This window comes from Phreatobacter aquiterrae (assembly GCF_053471285.1).
Genome location: NZ_JBJPHW010000005.1, coordinates 279,427 through 293,678, shown reverse-complemented (window position 1 = coordinate 293,678; position 14,252 = coordinate 279,427). Strand labels below are relative to the sequence as shown.

18 protein-coding genes and 1 pseudogene are annotated in these 14,252 nt (G+C 66.5%); 2 read left to right on the top strand and 17 right to left on the bottom strand.

Going from position 1 to position 14,252, the window contains the following annotated elements:
• On the bottom strand, positions 1-466 hold a 466-nt coding region (locus tag ACJ4V0_RS10525), incomplete at its 3' end, for an IS21 family transposase (protein WP_527248925.1).
• A 112-nt stretch (positions 467-578) separates the two neighbouring features.
• On the opposite strand from ACJ4V0_RS10525, the pseudogene ACJ4V0_RS10520 reads away from it, so the two are divergent.
• Positions 579-770 (top strand): annotated as a pseudogene (locus ACJ4V0_RS10520) (methyl-accepting chemotaxis protein); the annotation flags it as partial.
• A 230-nt stretch (positions 771-1,000) separates the two neighbouring features.
• Here the strand turns inward: ACJ4V0_RS10520 and ACJ4V0_RS10515 are convergent.
• From ACJ4V0_RS10515 to ACJ4V0_RS10450, 14 genes are all read right to left on the bottom strand, one after another.
• The gene (locus ACJ4V0_RS10515; protein ID WP_448299528.1) at positions 1,001-1,282 is read right to left on the bottom strand and encodes a dsRBD fold-containing protein; all 282 of its coding nucleotides are present in this window, start codon (positions 1,280-1,282) and stop codon (positions 1,001-1,003) included.
• A 27-nt stretch (positions 1,283-1,309) separates the two neighbouring features.
• Positions 1,310-2,629, bottom strand: coding sequence for a TRAP transporter large permease (locus ACJ4V0_RS10510; RefSeq protein ID WP_448299517.1), 1,320 nt, complete (start codon positions 2,627-2,629; stop codon positions 1,310-1,312).
• Positions 2,626-3,087, bottom strand: a complete 462-nt coding sequence (locus ACJ4V0_RS10505; protein ID WP_448299516.1) for a TRAP transporter small permease — start codon at positions 3,085-3,087, stop codon at positions 2,626-2,628. The genes ACJ4V0_RS10510 and ACJ4V0_RS10505 overlap by 4 nt, the downstream gene beginning before the upstream one ends.
• Before the next feature lie 56 nt (positions 3,088-3,143).
• A complete protein-coding gene (locus tag ACJ4V0_RS10500) occupies positions 3,144-4,196 on the bottom strand; it encodes a TRAP transporter substrate-binding protein (RefSeq protein WP_448299515.1) in 1,053 nt (350 codons plus the stop codon).
• A gap of 167 nt (positions 4,197-4,363) precedes the next feature.
• Complete coding sequence (locus ACJ4V0_RS10495; protein ID WP_448299514.1) at positions 4,364-5,884, bottom strand: D-arabinonate dehydratase; 1,521 nt, start codon at positions 5,882-5,884, stop codon at positions 4,364-4,366.
• A gap of 102 nt (positions 5,885-5,986) precedes the next feature.
• The gene (ureG, locus tag ACJ4V0_RS10490; protein ID WP_448299513.1) at positions 5,987-6,607 is read right to left on the bottom strand and encodes an urease accessory protein UreG; all 621 of its coding nucleotides are present in this window, start codon (positions 6,605-6,607) and stop codon (positions 5,987-5,989) included.
• A 4-nt stretch (positions 6,608-6,611) separates the two neighbouring features.
• Positions 6,612-7,364 carry an urease accessory protein UreF gene (locus ACJ4V0_RS10485; RefSeq protein ID WP_448299512.1) on the bottom strand — a complete coding sequence of 251 codons (753 nt, stop codon included), beginning with the start codon at positions 7,362-7,364 and terminating at the stop codon, positions 6,612-6,614.
• Complete coding sequence (locus tag ACJ4V0_RS10480; RefSeq protein ID WP_448299511.1) at positions 7,300-7,983, bottom strand: urease accessory protein UreE; 684 nt, start codon at positions 7,981-7,983, stop codon at positions 7,300-7,302. Before ACJ4V0_RS10480 ends, ACJ4V0_RS10485 begins: the two co-directional genes overlap by 65 nt.
• Before the next feature lie 35 nt (positions 7,984-8,018).
• A complete protein-coding gene (gene ureC / locus ACJ4V0_RS10475) occupies positions 8,019-9,734 on the bottom strand; it encodes an urease subunit alpha (protein ID WP_448299510.1) in 1,716 nt (571 codons plus the stop codon).
• 19 nt (positions 9,735-9,753) lie between these two features.
• Complete coding sequence (locus tag ACJ4V0_RS10470; protein ID WP_448299509.1) at positions 9,754-10,059, bottom strand: urease subunit beta; 306 nt, start codon at positions 10,057-10,059, stop codon at positions 9,754-9,756.
• A complete protein-coding gene (locus tag ACJ4V0_RS10465) occupies positions 10,056-10,307 on the bottom strand; it encodes a DUF1272 domain-containing protein (RefSeq protein ID WP_448299508.1) in 252 nt (83 codons plus the stop codon). The genes ACJ4V0_RS10470 and ACJ4V0_RS10465 overlap by 4 nt, the downstream gene beginning before the upstream one ends.
• Positions 10,308-10,330: 23 nt before the next feature.
• On the bottom strand, positions 10,331-10,918 hold the full coding sequence (locus ACJ4V0_RS10460; RefSeq protein WP_448299507.1) for a HupE/UreJ family protein: 588 nt from the start codon (positions 10,916-10,918) through the stop codon (positions 10,331-10,333).
• 22 nt (positions 10,919-10,940) lie between these two features.
• Positions 10,941-11,243: an urease subunit gamma gene (locus tag ACJ4V0_RS10455; protein WP_448299506.1), complete on the bottom strand. Its 303-nt coding sequence runs from the start codon at positions 11,241-11,243 to the stop codon at positions 10,941-10,943.
• Positions 11,244-11,252: 9 nt separating this feature from the next.
• Positions 11,253-12,059 carry an urease accessory protein UreD gene (locus tag ACJ4V0_RS10450; RefSeq protein ID WP_527248924.1) on the bottom strand — a complete coding sequence of 269 codons (807 nt, stop codon included), beginning with the start codon at positions 12,057-12,059 and terminating at the stop codon, positions 11,253-11,255.
• Between the two features lie 336 nt (positions 12,060-12,395).
• Here ACJ4V0_RS10450 and ACJ4V0_RS10445 point away from each other — a divergent pair, with 336 nt between their 5' ends.
• Positions 12,396-12,593, top strand: a complete 198-nt coding sequence (locus ACJ4V0_RS10445) for a hypothetical protein (protein WP_448299504.1) — start codon at positions 12,396-12,398, stop codon at positions 12,591-12,593.
• Positions 12,594-12,597: 4 nt separating this feature from the next.
• On the opposite strand, the gene pssA is transcribed toward ACJ4V0_RS10445, so the two are convergent.
• The gene (gene pssA, locus ACJ4V0_RS10440) at positions 12,598-13,449 is read right to left on the bottom strand and encodes a CDP-diacylglycerol--serine O-phosphatidyltransferase (protein ID WP_448299503.1); all 852 of its coding nucleotides are present in this window, start codon (positions 13,447-13,449) and stop codon (positions 12,598-12,600) included.
• A 32-nt stretch (positions 13,450-13,481) separates the two neighbouring features.
• Positions 13,482-14,183, bottom strand: a complete 702-nt coding sequence (locus ACJ4V0_RS10435) for a phosphatidylserine decarboxylase (protein WP_448299502.1) — start codon at positions 14,181-14,183, stop codon at positions 13,482-13,484.
• Positions 14,184-14,252 lie beyond the last annotated feature (69 nt).

Below are 14,252 nucleotides of genomic sequence, written 5' to 3'. Positions count from 1 at the left end.
GCATTTGCGCCGCCTTCACCGTCACCGGAAGCCCGTTCAGTTCGATCGCCTCGTGGCTCCAGTCGAACTGGTAGGCCTCGCCCGGATCGAAGCTCAGCGGCACGAAGGCTCGCGTCGGCGTCCGCGCCCGTTCCGCGCGCCAAGCCTTCACAAACCGATGCACGCTATCGTGCGCTCCGTCGTAACCGCGCCCGCGCAGTTCCTCGAACAGACGCACGGTCGAGCGCCGCTCACGCCGCGGCAGATTCTCCTCCGCCTCCAGGATCGCCGTCAGCACGTCGACCCAGGCGCCGAGCTTCGGTAACGGCTGAACCCCGCGCTTGTACGTGAACTCGGTCTTGCCCGAGCGCAGCACCTTGCGCACCGTGTCGCGCGAGATCATCAGCTCGCGGGCGATCCGCTTGATCCCCTTGCCGTTCTGGTAATGCTCGAAACGAATCCGCGCGATCGTCTCCACACCCGTCATCCCTGGACCCTTCCCGAAAACGGAAAGGATCGTGCGCTATGGCCTCAGCAGGGGTGGTTATTGGACGCGAAACCAGCCCAGCAGGGGGTGGTTCTTGCACGCGATTTCACATGCCCGCAATGTCCAGGAGGCCTCCAAAGGAACATCGGAGGTGGCCTCCAACATCACCGAGGTCAATCGCGGAGCAATCGAGACGGGTTCTGCCTCGACGCAGGTCCTGTCGGCGGCGCAGGAACTGGCGACCCAGGGCAGCCGCCTGAAGACGCAGGTCGACAGTTTCCTGGCGACCGTTCGGGCGGCCTGACCCCGCCCCGTCGCCCCCGCCTGAGGAACAACGGCCGGACCGCCCGAGCATGCCGGGCGGTCCTTGTCGTATTCAGCCCTTGACGGCGACCCCTGATGCACCAGTTGTGGCTTTGGGGGGAGCACTGCCTGCACGCGTCCTGGACGGGACCGGAGGACGACATCATGCACCATACAGGCATATCCCTATCAGCCGCAGCGATCCTGGTCGTTGCCGCCGTCAGCGACGCATCAGCCCTGTGCAGCATCGCCGCCCGTCCCTTCGTTATGGGCCAGCCGGGCCGGATTTCGATGACGGTTTCGGGCGAGCCGTGCCGCATCAGCCTGCTGGCTGGCGGACAGAGCCGCTACGAATCCCTCGAGATCGTTGAGCGCCCGCGCGGCGGCCGCGTCGTCGCCGACGGCCGGACCGGCGTGGTCTATACGCCGCGGCCGGGCTTTGCCGGTTCCGACCGGTTCATCTTCGCGGTCACGGGCACGAGCAGCATCGGCAGCGGCACGTCCGAACTCTATGTCGACGTCGAGGTCGAGTAGGCCTGCCTAGGTCAGGATGCTGACCAGCCAGAGCGCCAGCGCCGGGAAGGCCACCACCAGGCCGAGACGCAGCACATCGGCCAGCACGAAGGGCAGCACACCGCGATAGGTGGAGAGGATCGGCACGTCCTTCGCGATGGCCGAGACGACGAAGACGTTGAGCCCGATGGGCGGTGCCGTCAGGCCGATGCCGACCACCATCAGCACGAGGATGCCGAACCAGATGGCGATGTCGTCCGGCACCATGCCGAGGTCGAGCGCCGTCACGATGGGAAAAAAGATCGGCAGCGTCAGCAGGATCATGGCGAGTTCGTCCATGACGCCGCCGAGGATGATGTAGAAGGCCAGCAGTCCGACGATGACCCCATAGGGCGGCAGGCCCGACTGCGTGACGATCTCGGCCGCCGTCGCCGGCAGTTGCGACAGCGCGAGGAAGCCGTTGAACACCTCCGCACCGAGCAGGATGATGAAGATCATCGCCGAGGTCTCGGCCGTCTGGATGAGCGAGGCCCGGATCTCCGCCCAGCCGAGGCTGCGCTGCGCGACGCCCACGACCAGCATGGCGATGCAGCCGACGGAAGCGCCCTCCGTCGGCGTGAAGACGCCGCCATAGATGCCGCCGACGACGGCGACGGCAATGAGCATAACGGGCCAGACGCCGATCAGCGCCCGCCCGCGTTCCGTCCAGCCGACCCGCTCCACCGCCGGACCGGCATCCGGTCGCAGCCGCACCATGACGGCGATGACGATGCAGTAGAAGACCGCGGCGAGAAGGCCCGGAATGAGCGCCGCCATGAACAGCTTGGCGATGTTCTGCTCGGTGGTGATGGCATAGACGACGAGGATGACCGAGGGCGGGATAAGGATGCCGAGCGTCCCGCCGACTGCGATCATGCCGGTGGCGAAGCCCTGGTCATAGCCATAACGCTTGAACTCCGGCAGCGTCGCCCGGCCGAACGTCGCTGTCGTGGCCACCGACGACCCGCAGATGGCACCAAAGCCCGCGCAGGCGCCGATCAGCGCCATGCCGAGTCCGCCGCGACGGTGCCCGAGGAAGCTCGCAGCCGCCTTGAACAGGGCGGCGGAGAGACCGGATTTCTCCGCCAGCGCACCCATGAGAATGAAGAGAGGGATCACCGACAGCGTATAGTTGGCGAACAGGTGATAGGGCGTCGTCTTCATGTAGTTGAGGAAGATCGGCAGGCTCGTGAACCAGGCATAGCCGATGGAGCCAGCGGTTAGCATGGCGAGTCCGATGGGCATGCGGAGTACCAGAAGGACCAGCATGCCGGCAAAGCCGACGGCAGCGACGGCGGCCCCGCTCACGTGGACCTGCGCCCCAGGCGCCGGGCTGATGTCAGGGCGACGATGCCGAGGAAAAGCGACATGGCTCCGACTGCCAGAATCGCCCAGCCGACCGGAATGGCCAGAACCATGGAACTGGTGCGCGAAGCGATGGCGTCCAGGCCGCCGAGGATCAGTCGCCACCCGATGAGAAACGCGAAGCCGGCGTAGACGACGTCCCACAACCGGTCGAGACCGCGATTGAACCAGGTGGGCGTGCGGAGGGTGAATGTATCGACGAAGACATTGCCCCTGCGGAGCTGGCAAAGCGGCAGGAACGCGAAGACCGCCACGGCTGTCGCGATCTGCACCATTTCGAAGTCCCCTCTGACGCCGGACCTGAACAGCCAGCGCAGGAGGACGGAGACCGTCACCATGATCGCGGCGGCCAGCATGAAGAGGCCGCCGCAGATGGCAATCACGCGCGCGATGCGATCCATCCATGGCGGGGGCGCCGGTGCGCCGCCCGCTTCCGCCCCCTCAAGCGTCATGCCGGTCAGGCCGCCATATTCTTGGCAACCGCCGCCCGCACGTCGTCGACGATCTTCTGTCCGTCGAGGCCGCGGTCCTTGACACCCTTGATCCAGGCTTCCTCGACCGGCTTCGTGGCGGTGCGCCACTTGGCGACCTCGTCCTCGGCCAGCACAGTGATGGTGTTGCGCGAACGGCCCTTGACCATCTCGGCGACGACACGCCCGCGCTCGTCCCACATCTCGCCGGCCATGACGGCAGCCATCATGCCCGAGTGATCGTCCATGACCTTCTTCAGGTCGGCCGGCAGTGCGGTGTACTTCGCCTTGTTCATCGCAAGGATGAAGGTCGCGGTGTAGAGCGTGGGCGAACCCGGAATCTCGGTGTGGTGGTTGACCAACTCATGCAGGCGCAGCGCCGGCACGACTTCCCACGGCACGACGGCGCCGTTGATGACGCCCTGCGCCAGAGCCTCCGGCACCTGCGGGATCGGCATGCCGATGGCGGTGGCGCCAAGGGCGCGCAGCGCCTCGCCGGCCTGGCGGGTCGGGAAGCGCAGTTTCAGGCCCTGCAGGTCGGCCTGCGTCTTCACCTGCTTGTTGGAATGGATGAGGCCGTGGTCGTGGGCCCACAGGCACAGCGGCTGGACCTCGGAATATTCCTTGTAGAAGTGGGTCGGGCCGAGCTCGGCCATGACCTTCGAATTGGTGACGCCGCGCTTGCCGGCGATGAAGGGCAGTTCCATCGCCTCGGTCGCCGGGAAGCGGCCCGGCGTATTGCCCGGCAGGGTCCAGACGATGTCGGCCACGCCATCGCGCGCCTGGTCGAAGAGCTGGGGCGGCGCGCCGCCAAGCTGCATGGACGGGAAGATGTCGATCTTGATGCGGCCGCCGGACGCCTCCTGCACCTTGCGCGACCATGGCAGCAGGAAGCGCTGGTGGGCATTCGAGACCGGCGGCAGAAAGTGGTGCAGCCTGAGCGACACCTGAGGCGTCTGGCCCCAGGCTGTTCTCATCACGGCGGGTGTTGCAACGGCGGCGCCGGCGAGAGCCAGCGCATGGCGACGGGTAAGCGTCATGGCGTTCGTCCTCCTCAATCGTCCCGGGGAAGGCCTTGCTGGCCTCGCGCCTTTCCGGCGTTTTGGTCGATTGAGGACGACGATAGCGACAGGATCGCACCGATAGCAACCCGTTTAGTTGGATATCCGACTAAATGGGTCTGCGCAGAATTGCTGATGGCGCCACGTCACATGGTCGCTCCGATCTGCCAGGGCACAAACTCATTGTCGCCGTAGCCGAGCAGTTCCGACCTGGTCTTCTCGCCCGACGCGGTCCGGAGGATCAGGTCGAAGATCTCGCGGCCCTTGTCCTCCAGCGACACGCCGTCCAGCACGTCGCCACAGTTGATGTCCATGTCGTCGATCATGCGGGCGAAAATGTCGGAGTTCGTCGCAAGCTTGATCGACGGTGTCGGCTTGCAGCCATAGGCCGAGCCGCGGCCGGTGGTGAAGGTCAGCATATTGCAGCCACCGGCGACCTGCCCCGTCGCCGCCACAGGGTCGTAGCCCGGCGTGTCCATGTAGACGAAGCCAGCGCGGTCGATCTTCTCGGCATAGTGATAGACGCCGCGCAGCGTCGTGGACCCGCCCTTGGCGGCGGCCCCCAACGACTTTTCAAGGATGGTGGTGAGGCCGCCCGCCTTGTTTCCCGGCGAGGGATTGTTGTCCATCGAGCCCTCGTGCTTGGCGGTGTAACCCTCCCACCAGCGGATGATGTCGACCAGCTTCTCGCCGACCGCACGGCTCTCGGCGCGGCGCGTCAGGAGATGCTCGGCGCCGTAGATCTCCGGCGTCTCCGACAGGCAGGCCGTGCCGCCGTGCTGCACGAGGATGTCGACGGCCTTGCCGAGAGCCGGGTTGGCCGTGATCCCCGAATACCCGTCCGAGCCGCCACACTGGAGTGCGAGGCAGAGTTCGGAGGCGGGAAGCGTCTCGCGCTTTGCCTGATTGACGATAGGCAGCATCTCGCGGATGCGTGCGAGGCCGGCCTCGATCGATTTCCTCGTGCCCCCGGTCTCCTGGATGGTCATGGACCGGAACCGGTCGCCTGGCTCGATCCCGTAGTCCTTCATGAGACGCGGAATCTGGAAAACCTCGCAGCCGAGGCCGACGATCAAGACCGCCGAGACGTTCGGGTTGGTCGCATAACCCCAGATGGTGCGCTCCAGGATGTCGAAGCCGAGCCCTTCGTTCGCCAGCCCGCAGCCGGTGCCGTGGACCAACGGGATCACACCGTCGACATTCGGGAACTCGGCCAGCATGCCCGACCGGTTCACCGCCTCGGCCATGAAGCGGGCCACCGAGGCCGAGCAGTTCACAGATGTGAGAATGGCGATGTAGTTGCGCGTGCCGGCCCGGCCGGTCGACCGTCGAAATCCTTCGAAGGTCGCCCGCTGTTCGAGCGGCAGGATGTCCTCCGGCCGCGCGTCCCGGGCGAAGGCGTAGTCGCGTTCGAAGGCGGCGAAGGCGCAGTTGTGGGTATGGACCCAGTCCCCGGGCGCGATGGGCTTCGAGGCGAAGCCGATGATCTGGCCATATTTGACGATGGGCTCGCCCTCGGCGATCGGTCGCGTCGCCATCTTGTGGCCCTTCATGACGCGTGCCGTCGCCGTCACTCCGTCAACCCGCTTGCCGGCATCGATCATATCGACAGCGACGACGACATTGTCCTCCGCGGCGAGGCGGATGAAACGGGGTTGGGTGGTCATGGGGCTCTCCCGGCGCAGCGCCCACTCGGGCGTCATTGCCGGGGATCATGGCCTTTGAACCGTTTTAAGAAAAGGGGCCGCGCCGCCGGCCAGCCCCTCGCCTCAGCCGGTGCCGAGGCCGCCTTTTTCCCGGACGAAGCGGGCGACCTCCGCCACGCCCTCGCCCGTCTTGATGTTGGTGAAGACGAAGGGGCGCTGTCCCCGCATGCGCCGGGAATCCCGATCCATATTGCCGAGATCGGCGCCGACCATTGGCGCGAGATCGGTCTTGTTGATGACGAGGAGGTCGGAACGGGTGATTCCGGGACCGCCCTTGGAGGGGATCTTCTCGCCCGCCGCCACGTCGATCACGTAGATCGTCAGATCCGCGAGTTCCGGCGAGAAGGTCGCCGCGAGGTTGTCACCACCCGATTCGATCAGGATCAGGTCGAGTTCAGGAAATTTCTGCCGCATCTCGGCGACGGCCGCGAGGTTGATCGAGGCATCCTCGCGGATCGCCGTATGCGGGCAGCCGCCGGTCTCGACGCCCATGATGCGCTCGGTCGGCAGCGCCCCCGACCGCATCAGATATTCGGCGTCCCACTTGGTGTAGATGTCGTTGGTGATCGCCGCTATCTCGAATTCGCCGCGCAAAGTCTTGCAGAGCGCGTCCATCAGCGCGGTCTTGCCGGAGCCGACGGGGCCGCCGATGCCGACGCGCAGGGGGCCGTGAGGGGAAGCCATCGGGTCAACTCCTGAAGAGACGGGTATATTGCGTTTCATGGCGCATGGACGCCAGATCGGATCGCAGCGCATGGCCGCCGATGTCATCGAGCGTGAGGGCACGCGCCGCGGCCGCCGTATCGGTCACCACCTGCTCCATGGCCGCCAGAGCGCGCTGGCCGTCGGTCTGGCCGAGCGGCACGAGGCGGACGGCAGCCGATATCAGGTTCGCCGCCACCGCATGCAGGAAGGCGTGGAGCGCGGTCGCCTCGTCGATGCCGTGGGCCGCAGTCGCCGCGCCCACCGCCACAGGATAAGCGACAGCATCGGGCCATGAGGCCCGGACGAGGGCGAGAGCTGCCGCCGGCCAGGCGGCCTCGGTCGCCGCCATGAAGGCATTGCCCTGGGCGGTGGTCTCGAGCCGCCGCTCCTTCGAGGGCTGGAAGGCGAGCGCAAGCTCGGCGACCTCGGTCAGCGCCGCACCGTCGGCGGCAGCCACGGCCCGGTAGGCATGAGCGCAGAAGGCAGCGTCGGCGAGGCCCGAGCCTTCGCGGAGAACCACGGTCAGCCAGTCCACGAGGCTCCCGAGGCTGGTGATGTCGCCGGTCTCCACAGCCCATTCGAGGCCGTGCGAATAGCTGAATGCCCCGACCGGATAGGCGGGCGACATCCAGGCGAGCAGGCGATAGAGCGCCGCCGGGGCGGCGGCCGGCTCAGCCATGCTTGTGGTCGTGATGGTGGTGGCCGTGATGGTGGTGGTCGTGGCCGTGATGATCATGCCCGTGATCGTGGCCGCAGCCGCAGGTCTCGTCGTGGACGTGCCCCTCCGTCTTCACAGCCAGCACGTCGCGCGGCCTTTGGGCATGGCCGTGGTCGGGGGAGTGTCCGTGATCATGTGAATGGGCATGGTCGTGCGCGTGCCCGTGGCCATGGGAGTGGCCGTGGTCATGCCCCGTGACGGTGCCATGGCCATAGGCGCCGCCTTCGGGGTCGAAGGGCGCCTCGATCGGCACGACTTTCGCGCCGAGACCGCGCACCATGTCCTCGATGACGTGATCCCTGCGGATGCGCAGGCGCGTGCCCATGATCTGCGTCGGCAAGTGGCGATTGCCGAGATGCCAGGCGACGCGGACCATGTGGTTCGGGTCGGATGTGCGGATTTCGACCAGCGATTCGGCAGCGGCAACCACGAGAACGACGCGCCCATCCTCCAGCTCCAGCCCGCTGTCGGAGACGAGCGGCACGGCTTCGGCGAGGTCGAGGAGGAAGGCGGTGCCCTCCACGCCCTCCATCGCGAGGCGGCGACGATGGCGTTCGTCATAGTCGAGGACGACGCGGTCGACGACGGAACTCTCGGTGAAGGAATGAGGATCGAGAACCCTGGTGGCGCGGATCATGGCGATCGCCTCTGATGCGAATGGCAGCGCATCCTCTAGAACAGGAAGTAGCGCTGCGCCATGGGCAGCTCTTTCGCCGGCTCGCAGGTCAGCAACTCCCCGTCCGCCCGCACCTCATAGGTCTCGGGGTGGACCTCGATATGCGGCGTCGCGCCGTTGTGGATCAGGCTCTTCTTGGAGATGCCGCCGCGCGTGTTCTCCACCGGCAGCACGATGCGATCGAGGCCGAGCTTCTCGTGCACGCCCTTCTCATAGGCCGCCTGCGACACGAAGGTGACGGAAGAGGCCGTCATCGCCTTGCCGAAGGCGCCGAACATCGGCCGGTAGTGCATGGGCTGCGGCGTCGGGATGGAGGCGTTGGGATCGCCCATCGGGGCGGCCGCGATGGTGCCGCACTTGATGACGAGCGCCGGCTTCACGCCGAAGAACTTCGGCTCCCACAGCACGAGATCGGCGAGCTTGCCGACCTCCACCGAGCCGATGTGTTTGGACAGGCCGTGGGCGATGGCCGGGTTGATCGTCACCTTGGCGATGTACCGCTTCACCCGGAAATTGTCGGCGCCCGTGCCGACGTCCTCTGGCAGGGCGCCGCGCTGCACCTTCATCTTGTGGGCGGTCTGGAAGGTGCGGATGATCACCTCGCCGATGCGTCCCATGGCCTGGCTGTCGGAGGCCATGATGGAGAGCGCGCCCATGTCGTGGAGAATGTCCTCCGCGGCGATCGTTTCCTTGCGGATGCGGCTCTCGGCGAAGGCGACGTCTTCGGGGATCGAGGACGAGAGGTGATGGCAGACCATGAGCATGTCGAGGTGCTCCTCGATCGTGTTCACGGTGTAGGGCATGGTCGGATTGGTCGAGGACGGCAGCACGTTCTCCACCATCGCCACCTTGATGATATCGGGCGCATGGCCGCCGCCGGCGCCCTCCGTGTGGAAGGCGTGGATGGTGCGTCCCTTCAGCGCCGCGATGGTGTCGTCGACGAAGCCGCTTTCGTTCAGCGTGTCGGTGTGGATCATCACCTGCACGTCATGGTCATCTGCGACGCTGAGGCAGTTGTCGATGGCGGCCGGGGTCGTTCCCCAGTCCTCGTGCAGCTTCAGGGCGCAGGCGCCCGCCTCGACCTGCTCGACCAGCGCGTCGGGGAGAGAGGCGTTGCCCTTGCCGGCGAAGGCAAGGTTCATCGGGAAGGCCTCCGCCGCCTGCAGCATCCGCGTGATGTGCCAGGGGCCGGGCGTGCAGGTGGTGGCCGTGGTGCCGGAGGCAGGCCCCGTGCCGCCGCCGAGCATGGTGGTAAGCCCGCTCATCAGCGCCTCGTCGATCTGCTGCGGGCAGATGAAGTGGATATGACTGTCGATGCCGCCGGCGGTGAGGATCTTGCCCTCGCCGCCGATCGCCTCCGTGCCCGGACCGATGATGATGTTCACGTCCGGCTGCACGTCGGGATTGCCCGCCTTGCCAATGGCGGCGATCCGGCCGTCCTTCAGCCCGACGTCGGCCTTCACGATGCCCCAGTGATCGATGATCAGGGCGTTGGTGATGACCGTGTCGACGGCCCCTGACCGGTTGGTCATCTGGCTCTGGCCCATGCCGTCGCGGATCACCTTGCCGCCGCCGAACTTCACCTCCTCGCCATAGGTGGTGAAATCCTTCTCGACCTGGACGAAGAGTTCCGTATCGGCGAGGCGCACCCTGTCGCCGACCGTCGGGCCAAACATGTCGGCATAGGCGCCGCGCGTCATCCTGTAGGGCATCAGTGTCTCCTGGCGGCCTTCAGAGCTTGCCCATGACGGCCTGGCGGAAGCCGTAGACGGTGCGTGATCCGCGATAGGGCACGAGCGTCACCTCGCGGGTCTGCCCCGGCTCGAAGCGCACGGCGGTGCCCGGCGGGATGTCGAGGCGCATGCCGCGGGCCTGCTCGCGATCGAAGGTGAGCCCCGGGTTGGACTCGTAGAAATGGTAGTGGGACCCAACCTGGACTGGCCGGTCTCCGGTGTTGGAGACCGTCAGCACGACGCTGTTCTGGCCCTGGTTGAGTTCGACCGTGCCTTCTGCGGGAATGATCTCGCCGGGTTTCATGGCGTTGCTCCCGCGCAGCCCTGCGGCTTGAAGATGCGCGTCGTCGACGCCGGAAAGCGCGCGAGCTTCGCCTGGGGGCGAACGGGTCGGCGCACCAGTTCGCCGCCGCAGTTGGGACAGGTGCCGCCGAGTTTCTCCGACGTGCAGTCGGCGCAGAAGGTGCACTCGAAGGTGCAGATCATCGCATTCGATGCGTCCGGCGGCAGGTCCCGGTCGCAGCATTCACAGTTCGGGCGCAGATCCAGCATGCGAACCTCCCGGCAGGAGTCAATCAGAAGAAGCGGGCCGCCAGCACGACGCCGGCCACGGCGGTGAGGCCGCCTGCGGCTCGCGCCGCGATGGGCAGCGTGAACCGGGCGGCAATGACCGTGGTCGCGATGCCCACCGCATGGAGAAGCGCCGTGGCGAGCGCGAAACCAGCGGCATAGGCAAGGCCGGACGCGTCGGCCGGCACCTCGGCGCCATGGGCGTGGCCGTGGAACAGGCCGGCGAGGGCGGCGATCGCCGCGCCCATGACCAGATTTGGGCTGAAGGCGAGCGCTGCTGCAAGGCCGATGACGATGACCGAGCCGACGATCCCCTGCTCGACCAGCGGCATGGGCACGCCGGCCATGCCGAGTGTGCCGCCGATGACCATGGCGCCGACAAAGCTCGCCGGCCAAAGCCAGAACGCCCTGCCCCCGGCAAGGCCCGCCCACAGGCCGACTGCGACCATGGCGAGCAGGTGATCGAAACCGCCGAGCGGATGGGCAAAGCCTGCCGTGAAGGCGCTTGTCGCGCCATGGCCGGTATGGGCCTGCGCGGCAGTGGTCAGGACAAGGATCGCAGCGGTGGGGGCGACGAGGCGGAGGAAGTGCATGGATCGGTGCCTGTGTGCGGGATCAGCGGATCGGATCGTGGACGGTGACGAGCTTGGTGCCATCCGGGAAGGTCGCCTCGACCTGGATGTCGTGGATCATCTCGGCGATGCCATCCATCACCTGCGTGCGCGAGATGACATGGGCGCCCGCTTCCATCAGGTCGGCGACAGAGCGCCCGTCGCGAGCGCCCTCGACCACGAAATCGGTGATCAACGCAATCGTTTCCGGATAATTGAGCTTCACGCCCCGCTCCAGCCGCCGGCGGGCGACCATCGCGGCCATGGAGATGAGGAGCTTGTCCTTTTCGCGCGGCGAGAGATTCATGAGCCTTCCTCAGCAGGACCAGACGCGCGGGATGGGTCCGCGCAGCAGTTCCAGAATGTTCACCAGCGCGGTGCGCAGCGCAAAGGGGTCCGCGGCGAGCAGCCGCAGAGACAGCATGCCATCGAAGCCGCTGACTCCGGCCTCGACGCCCTGCGCGTAAAGGGTGTCGAGAAACAGCCTGACCGCCTCGACGCGTCCTTCCGCATCAGATGCGACGAGAACGAGGCTCGCCGAAGCCACCGCTCCCCCGCCGCAGGCACGCGAGGCCAGCGCACCGGCCATGTCGCCATCGAAGCGCAAGCCTTCGGCATAGACGAGCCGGCCGCCGCGGCGAATGCGCCAGCGGTCGAACAGGTAGCCGCTGTCGATCCTCTCGCCGCGCGCCAGGCGGCCGAACACGACGGCCTCGACGGCGAGGACGGTCGCGTCCACGGCCATGTCGACGGTCAGGCGGCGCTCCAGCGCCGAACCCCCGAACAGAATAGCCTCCTGCGGCAGCCAAGCGAGATCGGCGCCCTCCCCCACATGGAGGGTCGTGTCGAACACGCCGACGCCGCCCGAGGACCGGTAAACCTTCTCCGCAGCCTGTGTCGTCACCACCGCGCGCGTGCCCGCGGACGCTGCAATATCGAGCGAGAACCTATCGCCGCCGGTGATGCCGCCCGCCGTGTTGATGACGACGGCCTGGAGCGCCTCGCCCGGTTCGACGCGGGGCATCCGGATCCTCAGGCCAGCCTCCTGATAGCATTGCCTGACGACGGTCGCGCCATCCCGCAGCCCGAAGGCGAGCCGTCCGATCCCGTGGGCGCGCTGCATCGGCGGCCCAGGCCTGCGCCAAGCCGCTTCCGCAATGTCGGGCGCTGGAGCCGCTGCCGCCACCAAGAGGAATTCTCCCTGAGACGGCGATCTTGGAGAGGCGCCACCGGGGTCGCAAGCTCAGAAATTGTGCAGTTCCGGAGGACAATCGACCAAAAGCAAGGCCTGCCAGAATCGCGGCGGTTCCGCATGGTGCAATGACGGAACCGGACGAAAGTTACCGCGTCTTAACCTTGGTGGGGGACCATTCGTCGGTGACGTGCATCGTATCGCGTGCGGACCTGTTGCCCGATCATCGCCGGCCACCGGCTGAGAGGGAGCGACCTGGAGACGACCATGATGCAGGACTTTCCGACCGTGTCCGCCGAACGACGCCGACGCCCGATGGACACATCCGATCCGTTGATCTCGGCGCTCGGCCCTTACGGCGACATGTCCGACTCGCAGGCCTTCGCCGTGCTGCGCCAGAGATTCCCGCAGACCGCGCTTTGCGAGCGCGTGGCTGCCGTGGCCCGCTGGCGGATGGGCTCCTGAAGGGTCAGGAGGCCGGCGTATTATTCTCGCCGTCGACAGGCGCTTCCGGCACCGTGGCCGGCTGCTCTTCCGCCTGCGCCATCCGACGGGCCTGCACCGCGACGATCGGCAGCGAGATCAGATAGGCGATCGACCCGAGCGACAGCACTTCCCAGGGGTAGCTGAAGAGCAAGGCGACGAAGGCGGTGGCCGCGACGAAGAGCGGCAGGACACCCTCCCGTGGCACCCGCGCACCGAGCTTCTTTCCCGAGAAGACCGGAACCTTGGACACCATCAGCAGCGCGATCACGATGGTATAGGTCGTGGTGACGAAGGGCGGGCTCAGCAGATTGGGCAGGCCGCTTCGCTCGACATAAATCGGCAGGAGCAGCAGGATGGCGGCGGCGGGTATCGGCACGCCGGTGAAGAAGTTCGCCATCCAGGCGGGGCGATTGGGATCATCGATCTGCACATTGAAGCGGGCCAGGCGAAGCGCGCCGCAGATCGAGAAGACAAGAACGGCGATCCAGCCAAACGAACCCGCCTGATTCATGCCCCACAGGTAGAGGATGAGCGCCGGAACGGCTCCGAAGCTGACGAAATCGGCCAGACTGTCCAGTTCGGCGCCGAATTTCGACGTGCCCTTCAGGAGGCGGGCGATCCTGCCGTCCATCGAATCGAGGATGGCCGCCAGCAGGACCAGATATACCGCGACATCGAACTTGCCTTCCAGCGCCATGCGGATCGCGCTCAGCCCCGCGCACAGCGCGAGGAGCGTGATCAGGTTGGGGATGATCAGGCGCATCGGCACCGGACGAAACCGCTTGCGCGGCGGTTCGTTGCGATCCGGTGTGAAAGGCTGGAACAGCGATGACATGGCACGGAGCCTAACGTGAAAGAGCCTGCACGTCAGCCGATCCGGACGATGCGCTGCGGTTCGTCGGAGGTCATGTCCGCGAGTATGGTCTCACCTGCGACGGCCTTCTGCCCCTCCGCGACGAGAGGTTTGGCGCCCTCAGGGAAATAGACGTCGACGCGCGAGCCGAAACGGATCATGCCGAAACGCTCCCCCGTCAACAGAGGCTGCCCCTCGCCCACCCACCAGACGATACGGCGCGCGATGAGGCCTGCAATCTGCACCACGCCGAAGGCGCCGTAGGCGTTGCGGATCACGAGACCGTTCCGCTCATTGTCCTCCGACGCCTTGTCGAGATCGGCATTGAGGAACTTTCCCGGACGATAGGCGAGCTTTTCGATCGTGCCCGCGATGGGCGCGCGGTTCACGTGGCAGTCGAACACCGACATGAAGATCGAGACACGCAGCATGGGGTCGGCGCCGAGGCCGAGTTCCACCGGAGGCGCAACGCGCGAGATGAGCGAGATTCGGCCATCGGCGGGGGAAATCACCAGGCCGTCCCTTACGGGCGTGACCCGCGCCGGATCGCGGAAGAAGAAGATGGTCCAGATGGTGAGCGCCAGCATGGGCCATGTCAGCCAGGCTCCCCACCACAGCAGGATCAGCGTGCCCGCCCCGGCAATGGCGATAAAGGGATAGCCTTCCTTATGCACGGGAACGAGGACCGTTGTCCGGATGCTGTCGACGATGGACATCTCAACTCCCCGCATCATGTCGACCGGACCGGAGGGTCCGGCCGTCGCGGTCCTGCACCGTCTCCGCCA

Bases quoted from the DNA above. Each gene is read 5' to 3' on its own strand.
- ACJ4V0_RS10505 (WP_448299516.1), bottom strand. From the start codon at position 3,087: ATGGATCGCATCGCGCGCGTGATTGCCATCTGCGGCGGCCTCTTCATG.
- ACJ4V0_RS10500 (WP_448299515.1), bottom strand. From the start codon at position 4,196: ATGACGCTTACCCGTCGCCATGCGCTGGCTCTCGCCGGCGCCGCCGTT.
- ACJ4V0_RS10495 (WP_448299514.1), bottom strand. From the start codon at position 5,884: ATGACCACCCAACCCCGTTTCATCCGCCTCGCCGCGGAGGACAATGTC.
- ureG (WP_448299513.1), bottom strand. From the start codon at position 6,607: ATGGCTTCCCCTCACGGCCCCCTGCGCGTCGGCATCGGCGGCCCCGTC.
- ACJ4V0_RS10485 (WP_448299512.1), bottom strand. From the start codon at position 7,364: ATGATCATCACGGCCACGACCACCACCATCACGGCCACCACCATCACG.
- ACJ4V0_RS10480 (WP_448299511.1), bottom strand. From the start codon at position 7,983: ATGATCCGCGCCACCAGGGTTCTCGATCCTCATTCCTTCACCGAGAGT.
- ureC (WP_448299510.1), bottom strand. From the start codon at position 9,734: ATGCCCTACAGGATGACGCGCGGCGCCTATGCCGACATGTTTGGCCCG.
- ACJ4V0_RS10470 (WP_448299509.1), bottom strand. From the start codon at position 10,059: ATGAAACCCGGCGAGATCATTCCCGCAGAAGGCACGGTCGAACTCAAC.
- ACJ4V0_RS10465 (WP_448299508.1), bottom strand. From the start codon at position 10,307: ATGCTGGATCTGCGCCCGAACTGTGAATGCTGCGACCGGGACCTGCCG.
- ACJ4V0_RS10460 (WP_448299507.1), bottom strand. From the start codon at position 10,918: ATGCACTTCCTCCGCCTCGTCGCCCCCACCGCTGCGATCCTTGTCCTG.
- ACJ4V0_RS10455 (WP_448299506.1), bottom strand. From the start codon at position 11,243: ATGAATCTCTCGCCGCGCGAAAAGGACAAGCTCCTCATCTCCATGGCC.
- ACJ4V0_RS10450 (WP_527248924.1), bottom strand. From the start codon at position 12,059: ATGCAGCGCGCCCACGGGATCGGACGGCTCGCCTTCGGGCTGCGGGAT.
- ACJ4V0_RS10445 (WP_448299504.1), top strand. From the start codon at position 12,396: ATGATGCAGGACTTTCCGACCGTGTCCGCCGAACGACGCCGACGCCCG.
- pssA (WP_448299503.1), bottom strand. From the start codon at position 13,449: ATGTCATCGCTGTTCCAGCCTTTCACACCGGATCGCAACGAACCGCCG.
- ACJ4V0_RS10435 (WP_448299502.1), bottom strand. From the start codon at position 14,183: ATGTCCATCGTCGACAGCATCCGGACAACGGTCCTCGTTCCCGTGCAT.